This is a genomic window from Pantoea sp. Cr_R13, assembly GCF_029222565.1.
GTDB lineage: Bacteria > Pseudomonadota > Gammaproteobacteria > Enterobacterales > Enterobacteriaceae > Pantoea > Pantoea eucalypti.
Genome location: NZ_JARHXL010000013.1, coordinates 1,161,751 through 1,174,897, shown reverse-complemented (window position 1 = coordinate 1,174,897; position 13,147 = coordinate 1,161,751). Strand labels below are relative to the sequence as shown.

The 13,147-nt window shown below is 55.8% G+C and carries 10 protein-coding genes; 1 reads left to right on the top strand and 9 read right to left on the bottom strand.

The window, feature by feature from the left end:
* Positions 1-6 precede the first annotated feature (6 nt).
* The 5 genes from P2R09_RS13350 to P2R09_RS13330 form a co-directional block, all read right to left on the bottom strand.
* Positions 7-240 carry a DUF4060 family protein gene (locus tag P2R09_RS13350; protein ID WP_003850264.1) on the bottom strand — a complete coding sequence of 78 codons (234 nt, stop codon included), beginning with the start codon at positions 238-240 and terminating at the stop codon, positions 7-9.
* Between the two features lie 228 nt (positions 241-468).
* Positions 469-1,680 carry a diguanylate phosphodiesterase gene (locus P2R09_RS13345; protein ID WP_275770344.1) on the bottom strand — a complete coding sequence of 404 codons (1,212 nt, stop codon included), beginning with the start codon at positions 1,678-1,680 and terminating at the stop codon, positions 469-471.
* Between the two features lie 98 nt (positions 1,681-1,778).
* On the bottom strand, positions 1,779-2,303 hold the full coding sequence (locus tag P2R09_RS13340; protein WP_275770342.1) for a GNAT family N-acetyltransferase: 525 nt from the start codon (positions 2,301-2,303) through the stop codon (positions 1,779-1,781).
* 673 nt (positions 2,304-2,976) lie between these two features.
* A complete protein-coding gene (locus P2R09_RS13335) occupies positions 2,977-4,125 on the bottom strand; it encodes an MFS transporter (RefSeq protein WP_275770340.1) in 1,149 nt (382 codons plus the stop codon).
* Positions 4,122-4,670 carry a TetR/AcrR family transcriptional regulator gene (locus tag P2R09_RS13330; RefSeq protein WP_275770338.1) on the bottom strand — a complete coding sequence of 183 codons (549 nt, stop codon included), beginning with the start codon at positions 4,668-4,670 and terminating at the stop codon, positions 4,122-4,124. Before P2R09_RS13330 ends, P2R09_RS13335 begins: the two co-directional genes overlap by 4 nt.
* A 542-nt stretch (positions 4,671-5,212) precedes the next feature.
* Here P2R09_RS13330 and P2R09_RS13325 point away from each other — a divergent pair.
* Positions 5,213-5,488 (top strand): hypothetical protein, encoded by a 276-nt coding sequence (locus tag P2R09_RS13325; protein WP_275770336.1) that lies wholly within the window; start codon positions 5,213-5,215, stop codon positions 5,486-5,488.
* 100 nt (positions 5,489-5,588) lie between these two features.
* Here the strand turns inward: P2R09_RS13325 and P2R09_RS13320 are convergent, their stop codons facing one another.
* From P2R09_RS13320 to treZ, 4 genes are all read right to left on the bottom strand, one after another.
* On the bottom strand, positions 5,589-6,353 hold the full coding sequence (locus tag P2R09_RS13320; RefSeq protein WP_275770334.1) for an SDR family oxidoreductase: 765 nt from the start codon (positions 6,351-6,353) through the stop codon (positions 5,589-5,591).
* Between the two features lie 127 nt (positions 6,354-6,480).
* Positions 6,481-8,556, bottom strand: coding sequence for a glycogen debranching protein GlgX (gene glgX / locus P2R09_RS13315; RefSeq protein ID WP_275770332.1), 2,076 nt, complete (start codon positions 8,554-8,556; stop codon positions 6,481-6,483).
* 56 nt (positions 8,557-8,612) lie between these two features.
* The gene (gene treY, locus P2R09_RS13310; protein ID WP_275770330.1) at positions 8,613-11,141 is read right to left on the bottom strand and encodes a malto-oligosyltrehalose synthase; all 2,529 of its coding nucleotides are present in this window, start codon (positions 11,139-11,141) and stop codon (positions 8,613-8,615) included.
* Positions 11,138-12,922 (bottom strand): malto-oligosyltrehalose trehalohydrolase, encoded by a 1,785-nt coding sequence (treZ, locus tag P2R09_RS13305; protein WP_275770328.1) that lies wholly within the window; start codon positions 12,920-12,922, stop codon positions 11,138-11,140. The genes treY and treZ overlap by 4 nt, the downstream gene beginning before the upstream one ends.
* Positions 12,923-13,147: the final 225 nt, after the last annotated feature.

Here is a 13,147-nt window from a genome sequence, read left to right as displayed (position 1 = left end):
CGGCCGTCAGGCGGCGCCGGAGAGGTGTGTCAGATTGCGGACCCCGGTAATGACCGTAGCAACCATGGTTTCGCGTCGGGTAATCACCTCAACCTGGTAAAACCGGCTGCGGTAGGCGATGGAATAGATAATGGGATGGTACTTATTACCTTCTCCGTAGCGTGAGTAGTGCGCTTCAAGCGCACGGGTCGCTGCCAGGATATGGGAGGGCTCTTTATCACCGCGGATGATTTGCTTCATTCAGTTCCTCAAATGCTGTCCCTGGAGTCACGTCGCACGCATGGCGCGTAGCGCTGGCCTAAACACTGAACATCTGACTGCTAAACATTTAATCACTGATTGGGTAATGTCTGACTGTGACGCGGGAAGATGACAGAAAGATGATCCCCCGGCGCTGTTAATTATTTAGCAGCCGCCGGGAAATCCAGCAAGGCAGGGGATTGAAAATTCATCCAAATCGCAGTGGGATTAAACCAGCTCCGGCCAGGCGACGGCTGCAAGGCCATTAAGTTGCGGTTGTGAGAACAGGAAACCCTGGAACTGAGTCACGCCTGCCGCTTCAAGCCACATCCACTCTTCTGGCTTTTCAATGCCCTCGGCGATAACGCCGATCTCCAGCGAGGAGCAGCATTTCAGAATGGCATGAATGATCGCCTGCTTGGGCCCGCTTTTATGCACATCCGAAATGATGGCACGATCAATCTTAATCTTGTCGGGCTGAATGCGGGTCAGCAGCGAAAGCCCGGCAAAGCCGGCACCAAAATCATCCAGCGCCAGGCTGATGCCGGCTGCTTTCAGCTGCCTGATAGCGGCTTCAAATGCCTCAGGTTGCGAGATGATTTCATTCTCGGTGAATTCCACCATGATCTGCTCCGGTACCAGCCCCTGGGCAGCAATCTCAGCCAGCAAAAACGGCACCGCGTCGGGCATTTCCACCAGTGTCATCGGCAGCAGATTGATCGACAGGGTCATCCCCTCGATTCCCAACTGCTTTGCCTGGGCAAACGCGACCTTTTTAGACGTCAGATCAACCTGATAGAGCTGCTCCCGTGACAATCGGGAAAAATAGGCCAGCGGGGATTCACCCTTAGGGCCACGCAGCAGGGCCTCAAGCGAGACAATTTCGCAGGCAAAAGGGTCGACGATAGGCTGAAAAGCAAAACTGACGGCATTCTCTGCCAACAGTGCCGCGTCGCCTTCGCGCTGTTCTGATTCGTTACGGATAAACGTCCAGCCGCTGGCGGCTGGAATTTCAAAATAGTTCTCTTTTTCCCGCGCTTCGACAAAAGTACGCAGGAACTGCAGGGCACGATCAGCGTAGGTCAGCTGATATTTCGTGGTGCATTTTGCCAGCACCGCTTCCAGCACCGTCTCTTTATCATGCAGCCGCAGATCGAACAGCTCCATTCCGACGTGACCAAAACGACGCGCAGGGGCGTAGTCGCGCAGCAGTTCGACCAGATTATGATGGCGCGGGTCCTGGCAAATCCGGCTGTAGACCGACTTAACCGCCGCCTCTGGACCTTCGAGCAGTTGGAAAAAGTGCGTGCCATTGAACAGCAAAATTCCGGTGACATTGGATGATTTATTGATTTTATTCGCTTTTAACGCCAGATCATTCAGGGTTTTCAGCGGCACATTCTCTGTAATGTGGCTGCGATAAATGATTGTCGACAACATAAAGTTTTCCGGAATTTTTAATTTTTGTTAACGCACTTTACCAGAAGGTTCTCCACGGGAGAACGTGGGGCCGTGTGCCTTTCTCGCCAGCGCAATATTTAGTCTGTAATCGGTAGCGCTGAATTGCCCGCGCCCAGAGTGCGCTGCATAAAAACGGTATCCAGCCAGCGGCCCTGTTTAAAACCCACCGATCGCAGAATGCCGGTCATTTCAAAGCCCGCTGCGCGATGCAGGGCAAGCGAACCCTGATTCTCGCTGTCACCAATGTTAGCGATCAACTGGCGATATCCTGCCTGCTCAGCCCATCTGATGGCATGTGCTAACAGATGTGAACCGGCTCCTCGCTTTTGAAATCCGGGATCGACATAAATGGAGTCTTCCAGCGTATGCCTGTAGGCGTGCCGTGGACGATAGGGAGCCAGATAGCAAAATCCACGGACGTCACCCTCACTGACAGCGACGAACCACGGCAGGCCCGCCTGCTGGATCTTACCGATCCGCTCGCCAATCGCGACAGCGTCGGGCGGCACGGTCTCAAAGGAGCCGGTACCGTTAATGACATGCCAGGCGTAGATTTGCTGAATCGCTGTGATGTGGCGCTCATCAGCCTCAAAAATTTCCATTATCTGGTTTTACCCCAACAATCTGCACCTGATGAAAAACAACGGTATAGCGAGAGGTAAGAGGTCGCAATATAAATATTTCGCCTTTCAATGATTTTTTATAGCGCCGTTCTCCAGGAAAAGTCCTGGCAGGTATAGTTAAATAAAACAGGTGGATTTAGTGCCACGACTCAATGGCGGTTAAGCCTATTCTGAAAACGGTGTTCGTCAGATGATCCGGACCAGAGTTAACGTTATTATCTTTGCAATCAGGGCAGGGGCGATTATTTATCTGGAGGCGTGGCGTGATGCGATTTGTGGATTTTCTGAATAGTAAGCAGGGGCTGCATGCAGCCAGAAATCACTGCTTTGAATTAAATGGCGTGGTGCTGGGCCATTTCACGGCGCTATTTCTGCACGACAATCAGATTATTTTCACTAAAGACGGTAGACAGTGCGCTGTGCCTTATTACCTGGGTCCTGAAGACGATTTGCTCCAGCAGCAAATTAATCCTCGCGTTAAAAATATCCGCGCTATCTGATTAGCGTGGGTGATTGTTATCACGCGATAGCCCGCCACGTAAAATTATTACGCCTCATTATTCGGATACCTATTTTCGGGCTGTCTGGCATGGCACGTTAGCGACTATTAATTACGTTTACCGGCGATTTTATCCCTTTCATTTGAATCTGCTTATTTAACCGCCTCACCGCTGTTCTCTGCCGGTACAACAAACAGCAACAGCAGGGCAACGATCGCAAAGAGCGTTAAGGCCGTAGTGGCACCCCAGCAGGCGTAGAGCTGCCCAAACAGCAGCGATCCCACAACCTGACCTACCGCCAGCATAAAAAACAGGATGCCGACGCCAGTCGCCGGATCTTCGGCGGTGGCGCGCGCGCCCCAGACCAACAGCACGCCCGACAGGGTAACGTAACCTGCGCCGCAACAGGCAACCGCGATACCTAAGCCGATAGATTCACCATGACTCAGGGCCAGCACCAGCAGCGGCAGTGCCATACCACACAATGACAGCCGGTAAACGCCATTTAGCCCTATACGGGCAGCGGCCAGGCCGGTTGCCGCACCCACAATGCCTGCACTTCCCGCAATCAGCCAGAGCAAGCGGGCGGTTTCTGCATCAACACTGACATGCTGACGCAGAAGCGCCGACCCAAAGCTCCACCAGGCTGCACTGACCAGGCCCGACGTCAGCGCGATACCCATCAGCTGGCGCATAGCGCGGCGATACAATCGCTGCTGCCAGTGACGCACTCTGGAGGTGCGTTCCGCCGCTTGATCCTTTAACACGCGCATTACCGGCAGCACACAGAATAGTGATAGCAGGGCAAACAGCAGGCAGGCCGCGCGCCAGCCGCCTGGCAGCATGCTCAGGATCACTACCGTCAGGATAATGCCCGCGCTGGTACCTGCATTAATCAGGGTATTTATGCGCGGCTGACGTGCTGCAGGAATTCTGTGACTGACCACCGCAGCCAGTGCGGGTGAAGCCAGACCAGAACTCAATCCGGCGATAAACAGTCCGGCCGCCAGCATCAGTACTGACGAGGCACTGGCGAGCAGAAGAAGACCTGCTGTTGCACTGAGTGAGGCCAGCAGCGCGGTCACGCGTGTGCCATAGCGATCTGTCAGCGCGGCAGAAGTGAGAATAGTGAAGCAGTAAGCCGCAAAGCTGCATGCCGACAGCAACCCCGCCTGCTGTGGGGTAAACGGGATATCTGACGAGATAGCGGGCAGCATCAATCCCCATGAGAAGCGGGCCATGCCATAAGTCGCGGCGATCAGACTGAAGCCGGTGAGTGCCAGAGCGGTAGTCGATCTCATCCGGTCACGCCGTTTTGACGCAGTAACTGACGGGCGACCTGAGCCGCCTGTCGGGCTGCGGCGGGACCGGTGAGCAGCGCCGTGGTAATCGCACCTTCGAAGAGAATCCAGATGGCATCACTCAGTTGCCGATCTTCAGCACCGTACAGATGCGTCACACACTGTGTTATGTAGTGGCGCATTGTGGCACGGAAGGCCAGTGCCTGAGCGGCCAGCTCACTGTCACGCTCAGCGTATTCCCCCCAGGCTTTCAGGAAAAAGCAGCCGTGGGCACCGTTCGCCTTTGTCCAGTCGCCCAGCACCACAAACAGCTGCTCTATCGCCTCTGGCTGTTGCGGTGGCAGCAATTCAGCCATAAAACGCTGCTCGCGCGCACTCAGCACGGCAGAGGTCAGTGCTTCGCGTGAAGCGAAATGATGATAAAGCGTACGCGTAGAGACGCCGGCTTCCCGACAGAGTTGATCGGTGCTGGTGGCGTGAAAGCCATGTGTGTAGAAGAGCCGCTCGGCAGCCTGAATGATAATGATATCGTTTCTCTTTTTCATTACTCAAAAGTAAACCGATCGTTTTACTTTTTCAAGCCCATTCCTATTCTTTGCACACGGCGGTATTGATAAATCCCCGACGGCGGGCACACTGGCGCTTCGCTTAAAGGGGCACTGGAGGCTGCTTTTTTTCTTTTTCAGTCTCTGTTTACCAATACTCATACTTACCCCGGCGGGGGTTAACTTTGTTAGTTGTGACTCTAATCATAACGGTGGGTACTTACAGGGAATGCTTGCCGGTTTAATCATTAGCCTGTTGTTTTTAATGCATTATTTTAAGTTTTGCTGATTTATTGATGCATTAGCATTACAAATACAATCGGGGGTGTAAAACGGGTAGGTATGTTTCAGTGCGTCGAATGCCTGAAGCGATGCAAACGGCAAAAAAGGGCATATTCTCAAAGTCAGTTTGAGTTACGCAATAAAGTGGTTTTAGGGATAATTCTCAGTTAGTTTAATAACACTTCAGATTACAACAAAAACCTCTTACGAATTTTGGTTCGTTTTTTAAGATACATACAGCAACTATCAGGATGACTACCATGCTCAAAGCCAGCTATTATTATCTGTGCCCGCGCCCCATGGGTGGATGGATTTTACACAAAGAAGGTTGCGTTAATCTGTCAAAGAACGACAAACGCATTTTTATTGGTTCACTTTATACCCGGCAGCAGGCGCTGGCCGTGGCAAAAGTTCATCACGCAAATGCCATGCTCTGTAATGCCTGCCTGAGCACGTTTATTTGCCCGACCAGTAGCAGTACGGCCATTAAAACGACGCGTGCGGCAACGCCAACCCGCCATACGCCAAGACATTAATGTATTCACATTAATTTGCTGTATAAAAAAGAGAATAAAGCGAATTAATCAGGCCAGGTGCTCAGAATAAACAGGCAGCGTAATAACGCTGCCCTGATATTTATGCCTGCTTAGGCTGACCATTTGATGCGGTAATTCCGCCATCGACCGGCAAATTAACACCTGTAATATAACTGGCTTCTTCGCTGGCAATAAACAGAATAGCATGGGCGATATCATCGGCTTTCCCGGCGCGCTGCAGCGGAATACGATCGTAAAAGCGTTCCATCAACTCCTGGTCCTGACTGGCATCTTCAGTCAGATCGGTTAAGGTAAAGCCAGGACAGATTGCATTGACCCTTACGCCATCTGCACCGTAGTCCATAGCCAGCGCACGGGTGAAGTTTGTAATCGCCCCTTTTGCTGCGTTATAGATGCTCATGCCCCAGTCGCCGCCTAAGCCGGAAACGGAAGAGATGTTGACCACGTTGCCTTTGCTTTTTAGCAGGGCAGGCATGAAATAGTGAACACCATGGAAAACGCCATCAAGGTCGGTTTTCATCAGGGTTTTCCATGCGTCGAGTCCGACTTCATGAACGCGGCCCTGCACGATAACGCCTGCATTATTGACCAGCACGTCAACACGGCCATATTTCTTCAGCACGGTTTCTGACAGCTGTTTAACCTGTTCGGCTTCTGAGACGTCGCATGCTGCCACCAGGTGGTCACCCGGTGTCATCCCAGCCAGCGTCTCTTCCAGTTTCTGTGCGGTACGTCCCACCAGCACCACTGACGCCCCTTCTTCAGCGAAGCGCTTCGCGGTGGCTTCGCCAATGCCGGACCCGGCACCTGTCACAACCACAACTTTCTGCGTAAATCTGGACATTATGCCTCCTTATCAGCATCAATTCTTACTATTAACAACCGGTTAAGCCTGGCACCCATTGGCAGAAACACAAGCGCAGCGCGAAATGCGCTGCGCCAGATGACTGCTTTTTAACCGGAGTTAACGGCTAGGGACGTCTGAACAGGGCGAAACTGCGTCCTTCCAGTTCGAAATCCTTCTCTTTGGTGATCACCAGACCGCGCTTCGCGGTGTCGCTGGTGGTCAGCTCCAGCACCCAGCCGCCTTCACCGAACTGCGGAATGCGGAACGGCACATTGCCTTCAAACGGGTTAAGCAGCATCAGTACATCATGCCAGATGCCTTCCTCGGTCTGCAGATCCGGCCGGCCGATATAAACCCCCAGCGTTGAGCCTTCATCCCACTGCTCAGACTGCTGGAAGCCGCCACCGGCGTTAAACCATTTGATGTCCATACCGTCGCGCCAGTTTTCGCGGCGCAGCAACGGCTGTTGAGCACGCAGTGTCAGGATCTGACGGGTGAACTCGCGCAGCGCCTCAGCGGACTCAGGCAGGTTATCCCAGTGTACCCAGGAGATTTCGCTGTCCTGACAGTAGCCGTTGTTGTTGCCCATCTGGCTGCGACCAAACTCGTCGCCTGCCAGCAGCATCGGCGTGCCGTGAGAGAAGATCAGCGTAGCAAGGAAGTTACGTTTCTGACGCTCACGCACCGCGTTAATGCCTTCGTCATCGGTCGGGCCTTCAACGCCGTAGTTGTATGAGCGGTTGTCGTTGTGACCGTCGTTATTATCTTCGCCATTCTCATCGTTATGTTTGTCGTTGTACGACACCAGATCGTTAAGGGTGAAGCCATCGTGTGCGGTAATGAAATTGACGCTGGCCCACGGACGACGTCCGTGCTGATCGTAAAGGTCGCCAGACCCCAGCAGGCGGGCGGCAAAGTCGGTAGAGACGTTGTTGCCTTTCCAGTAATCACGCACGGTATCGCGGTACTGATCGTTCCATTCTGCCCAGCCAGGCGGGAAGCTGCCCACCTGATAGCCGCCCGGACCGATATCCCAGGGTTCGCCAATCAGCTTTTTCTGCGACAGGATTGGGTCCTGCATTATGGCATCGAAGAAGCCGCCGCGCGGGTCGAATCCATCGGGCTCACGACCGAGAATGGTGCCGAGGTCGAAACGGAAACCGTCGATATGCATCGACTCTGACCAGTAACGCAGCGAGTCGAGCACCATCTGCAGCACGCGCGGATGTGAGGTGTTGACGGTATTGCCGGTGCCGGTGTCGTTGATGTAGTAACGATGCTGGTCTGGCATCGTACGGTAATAGGAGAAGTTATCGATGCCCTTAAACGACAGCGTCGGGCCCAGCTCATTGCCTTCGGCGGTGTGGTTGTAGACCACGTCGAGGATCACTTCGATACCGGCATCATGGAAGGCGCGCACCATGTCACGGAAGCCCTGAATACCGCGCGGCCCGAAATAGCGGGTCGCGGGCGCAAAGAAGCCCAGCGTGTTGTAACCCCAGAAGTTTTTCAGCCCTTTATCCAGCAGATGCTGATCATCCGGGAACCAGTGCACCGGCAGCAGTTCAACCGAGGTAATGCCCAGACTTTTGATATAGTCGACGGTCGATTTGTGGCTCATGCCGTCAAAGGTGCCGCGCATTTCCGGCGGCAGCGCGGTATTGAGCTGCGTGAAGCCTTTGACGTGGGTTTCATAGATGACGGTTTTCGGCCATGGCACGTTCGGGCGGTTTTGATCGTGCCAGTCGAATTCATTAGGATCGATAACCCGGCACTTTGGTGTAAACGGTGCGCTGTCGCGGGTGTCGAACGTCAGATCTTTATCGTCGTGGTAGAGATCGTACGCGAAGTGTGCCTCGTTCCAGGCGATATCACCCGCCAGTTCACGCGCGTACGGGTCGAGCAGTAACTTGTTCGGGTTAAAGCGATGACCATTTTCCGGATCATAAGGGCCATAGACGCGATAGCCATAGAGCGCGCCGGGTTTCAGCCCCGGAATGTAGCCGTGCCATACTTCGTGGGTATATTCCGGCAGTTCCAGCCGGGCAATTTCCGTTTTACCGCTGGGATCGTACAGACAGAGTTCAACCCGCTCGGCGTGGGCGCTGAACAGGGCGAAGTTCACGCCCTGACCATCAAAGTTTGCCCCCAGTAAATGGCTGTAACCCGCCGTAATTTCAAAACGCTGACTGTTTGACATTTATGCCTCGTTATTCAATGAACAGATTGACGCGTATAAAACTTCGGTGCCGGTTTTCATTTTGCGACCAGCACAGCGCACCACTGTGCCGCCAGCTCTGTAAGCGGCAGCGGGTCGCCTGCATCAAGCGTTTTACCGCTCAGGACATCCTGATACTCACGCTGGCCCAGTGCCGCAGGCAGGGCGATGACCGTATCAGCCCAGCGCGCGGCGGGTGGCTGATCGAGATTCTCTGGCAGCGCGTTAAACACCCGGCGTGACACAATTACAATCACCGCCTGATCCTGAAGCGTGCGGGCAAAAGCCAGCACCTTATCCTGCTGCTCGCCCTCCGCCGACAGCGCCAGATAATCGCCGCGACGGAACAGCTCAGGCTGCTGCTGACGCAGCGCCAGCAGCTTCACAATCGCCTGTTGATTGACCTGACCACGCAGCCAGTGCGCTTCACTGCCGTCGTGCTGTGGCGCGGTAAGCATCGCCGCCAGGGCGTCGAAATCGGGCTCGCGGCGGTTATCGGGATCGACCAGGCTGAAGTCCAGCGCCTCGCTGCCCTGGTAAATATCGGGTACGCCAGGTGCGGTAAGTTTCACCACGGTCTGGGTCAGACTGTTAACCAGTCCGGCACGCATAAAGGGTTGAAGTGACTGGCAGAAGTCACTGAGGAATGCGCTGTTAGCGGGCGCGAGCAGGTGACGGGCATAGCCCAGCACCGCCTCTTCATAGGCGTCGTTGTTGTCGGCCCAGTCAGTGCGGAGTTTGGCTTCGCGCAGTGCTTTCTCCACATAGACCACAAAGCGGGCTTCCAGCGCCGCCAGGCCGTCAGCATCCTGCGGCTGAAGCGTCGTAGGCCAGACCCCGGCCAGTGCTTCATACAGCATCCACTCGACGGCCGGCTCCGGTGCCGGACCATCTTTCAGGCGAACGACATGATCCTGATTCATCTCCCGCCAGCGGCTGACGCACTCCGCCCAGCGCTGCGGCGCTTCGGTCAGCGTATAGAGACGCGCACGGGCATCTTCACCGCGCTTGGTATCGTGCGTTGAGGTGCCTGACAGCGCATCGGGTTGATGTTCGCGCCGCGCCTGCATCTCGGCATGAAACTGATCCAGCGAGAAGTGACGTGCCAGCGGTTCAGCGCCGACTTCATTCAGCGCCAGCGCCATATGCTGACGGAAGAAGAGGGTGTCCTCGACTGATTTCGCCATCAGCGGCCCGGTCAGCTGCTGGAAGCGGGTGCGGAACTGCGTGGCATCGTCGCGAGCAGCGTCGGCAACGTCAGCGCGCAGAATACGCGTCAGGAAGTCGAGCGCCTGGGTGTCTGGCGCGTGGTCGCTGGCTTTGACCTCGCTGACCACCTGTTGCAGCAGCGCAGTGTCGGCGGATGTCAGGCCTTCTGGCGTGCCGTAGGTGCGATAAACCGGGAAGGCAACCAGCAGCTCACGCAGCGCATTTTTCAGTTCCGCCTCCGGCTGTGGTTCGCCCTCTGCACCGGCAATCTTCAGTGCCAGTTGTTGTAACCGGTTAAATTCACCGGCGAAGTTGCGGTTCGCCATCAGCAGTTTGGCAGCACGCAGCTCCGCTTTCATATCGACGGTTTTGCCGATAACGGCCTGATACGCCTTGCGCAGGCCGCTCAGGCGGTCGCTGTCGACCAGCAGATTGGCGAGAGCAGCCATAAACTCATACCCGGTGGTGCCGGAAACCGGCCACTCGTCAGGCAGCTGTTCATTGTCGCCGAGGATTTTCTCCACGGTAAGATAGCAGTCGGGACCGGCAGCCTGGCGTAACTGCTCCAGATAGCCGCGCGGGTCGGCCAGACCATCCACGTGGTCAACGCGCAATCCCTGCACCGCGCCGCTGTGGACCAGTTCGAGGATCAGCTGATGTGCGGCATCAAAGACCGTTTTATCTTCCACACGCACGCCCACCAGACCGGTCACTTCGAAGAAGCGACGGTAGGAGAGATCGTTGGGCGCATCGCGCCAGGAGATCAGGCGCCACGGCTGCTGGTCATGCAGTTCAGCAATCTGTGCAGCATCACGCAGGGCCAGTACGGCCTCTTCCCGATCCTGCCAGGTTTCCGGCTTCAGCGGATAGAAATTATCGAAGTAGGCCAGCGCCGGTTTGCCGGTTTGCGGATCGCGCTGCACACTGATCTCACCTTTTTCCAGCACAGCCTCAAAAGTGTCACCGAGGAACGGCAGCGTCAGGCGGCGCGACCAGTCGATGTCGAAATAACGGGCATAGCGACTCTGTTCGCCATGCTCAATAACGTCGCGCCACCAGGTGTTCTCCAGCGAGGCGGCCATATGGTTAGGGACGATATCGAGAATCAGCCCCAGACCGGCGGCTTTCAGCGCGGCAGCCATGCGATCAAAGCCTTCACGGCCGCCAATCGACGGCTCGATCTGGTTAACGTCGGTCACGTCATAGCCGTGAGTCGACTCTGCGGTCGCGCTGAAGATCGGCGACGCATAGAGATGGCTGATACCCAGCTGTTTCAGGTAGGGCACCAGCGCCGCCGCACGGTCAAAGGTCATGCCGTTGCGGAACTGAATGCGGTACGTTGCGGTTGGAATATTCATTCTGCTTCTCTCTTTTCCAGACGCACGACAATCGCGTTGGGAATCAGTTCGGTGGCGGTCTGCGGCCAGGCAAACAGGGTTTCGCCCGGCAAATCCGGGATCGGCTGCGTGCTGTCGCCGACGTTCAGCGCCAGTGACAGTGTGCCCAGCGGGAAGTCCCAGCGTACTGCCAGGAAACCTTCTGACGTTTCCACCATCTGACCGGCATCACCCCCGGCCGTCTGCAGCAGTGGCACGATATGTTCCTGACGCAGCGCCAGCAGATGACGCGTCAGCGCCAGCCACTGCTGACCCTCCGGCGTTTCTGTGCGCGGCCAGTTAAGCTTCGACTGTTCAAAGGTGGTGACATCATTGGGATCCGGCACCGTTTCGCCGTGACCGGCATGGCCTTCAAACTCGCGGGCACGGCCTTCGCGCACCGCTTTGGCCAGATCACCGTGGAAATCGGTAAAGAACAGGAAAGGCCGGGTTTCACCATACTCTTCACCCATAAACAGCAGCGGGATGTGCGGCGAGACCAGTAACATGGCCAGCAGCACCTGCGTCCGCTCTGCACCTGCCAGCGAGACCAGCCTTTCGCCCTGTGCACGGTTACCCGTCTGATCATGGTTCTGGATAAAGTCGACAAAGGCGACAGGCGGCTGACCGCTGCTTTTCACGCCGCGTGGCTCGCCCGACTGCGGTGAAACCTCGCCCTGATAGACAAAGCCTTCGGCCAGCGCCCGCGCGACACGCTGTTCCGGCTGGTCGGCGAAATCCTGGTAATAAGCGTGCGTTTCACCGGTTGCCAGCACATGCACGGCGTTATGGAAGTCATCGTTCCATTCGCCGGTGAACAGCGGCGCTTCTCCGTTTTCATCACGCGGATGCAGGAAGGTAACGTTACGGCAGTCTTCGGTAGTGAGATGAACAGGGCGGTCGGTAATAGTGGCGCGGATGCGCTCAGCAATCTCAATCAGCACATGTTTTTCGCTCGGGTCATCAATCTGATCGATGGCGTCAAAGCGCAGGCCATCCAGATTAAACTCCTGCAGCCAGTAGAGCGGCGCTTCCACGATATAGCGGCGTACCGCATCCACGTCATAGGCGATACCCGCGCCCCACGGCGTCTGGCGCTCTTTGTGGAAGAAGTCTGGCGCGAGCAGCGGCAGATAGTTACCTTCCGGGCCGAAGTGGTTCAACACGATATCCAGCACAACAGACAGACCATGGCCGTGCGCCGCATCGATAAAGGCTTTGAAATCATCGGGCGAACCGTAGGCAGCATGGGGTGCATAGAGCAGCACGCCATCGTAGCCCCAGCCGCGATTACCGCCAAACTGCGACACCGGCAGCACTTCAATCATGGTGATGCCGGTTTCAGCCAGCATCGGCAGTTTTTCAATTGCCGCCCGGAAGGTGCCTTCAGGCGTAAAGGTGCCGATGTGCAGTTCATACACTACCGACTCCTGCCACGGACGGCCCTTCCAGCCTGTGTTTTGCCACTGATACGCATCAGGATCGATCACCAGCGACGGGCCGTTAACTTCCGCTTTCTGAGCGCGGGCGGCGGGATCGGGCACGGTCGTGCCATCCGCCAGCACAAAATCATATTCGGCATTCGCTGCCACACCCGCGACCTGGGTTTCAAACCAGCCATCTGCCTGCGGTGTCATTTCAATGTCTTTGCCGGAGAGACGCAGCGTCACGCGTTGCTGACCGGTTGCCCAGAGGCGGAAACGCACCTCATCAATGGCAACCCGTTCAGCGCCCCAACTTTTAAAAAAAGATTTGGATTCCATTCAGTTGCCTCATTTAGCCTGGAAATACGCGATGGCGACCACCGCGTGAAAAGGATGTCGATGACGTAAGCGTCAGAAATCATAAACCGTGCAGCGAGACCAGGATGCCAGGTGGGCTGGCGCGTCTCTTCAGCCAGAACGCAGGACTGATGTTCAGCGTTATGCGGCGGGAAGGGGGAGTGAGACCGCTTCCACGCGGCATACAGAAAGTAATCATAGACTAAG

Bases quoted from the DNA above. Each gene is read 5' to 3' on its own strand.
- P2R09_RS13350 (WP_003850264.1), bottom strand. From the start codon at position 240: ATGAAGCAAATCATCCGCGGTGATAAAGAGCCCTCCCATATCCTGGCA.
- P2R09_RS13345 (WP_275770344.1), bottom strand. From the start codon at position 1,680: ATGTTGTCGACAATCATTTATCGCAGCCACATTACAGAGAATGTGCCG.
- P2R09_RS13340 (WP_275770342.1), bottom strand. From the start codon at position 2,303: ATGGAAATTTTTGAGGCTGATGAGCGCCACATCACAGCGATTCAGCAA.
- P2R09_RS13335 (WP_275770340.1), bottom strand. From the start codon at position 4,125: ATGAGATCGACTACCGCTCTGGCACTCACCGGCTTCAGTCTGATCGCC.
- P2R09_RS13330 (WP_275770338.1), bottom strand. From the start codon at position 4,670: ATGAAAAAGAGAAACGATATCATTATCATTCAGGCTGCCGAGCGGCTC.
- P2R09_RS13325 (WP_275770336.1), top strand. From the start codon at position 5,213: ATGCTCAAAGCCAGCTATTATTATCTGTGCCCGCGCCCCATGGGTGGA.
- P2R09_RS13320 (WP_275770334.1), bottom strand. From the start codon at position 6,353: ATGTCCAGATTTACGCAGAAAGTTGTGGTTGTGACAGGTGCCGGGTCC.
- glgX (WP_275770332.1), bottom strand. From the start codon at position 8,556: ATGTCAAACAGTCAGCGTTTTGAAATTACGGCGGGTTACAGCCATTTA.
- treY (WP_275770330.1), bottom strand. From the start codon at position 11,141: ATGAATATTCCAACCGCAACGTACCGCATTCAGTTCCGCAACGGCATG.
- treZ (WP_275770328.1), bottom strand. From the start codon at position 12,922: ATGGAATCCAAATCTTTTTTTAAAAGTTGGGGCGCTGAACGGGTTGCC.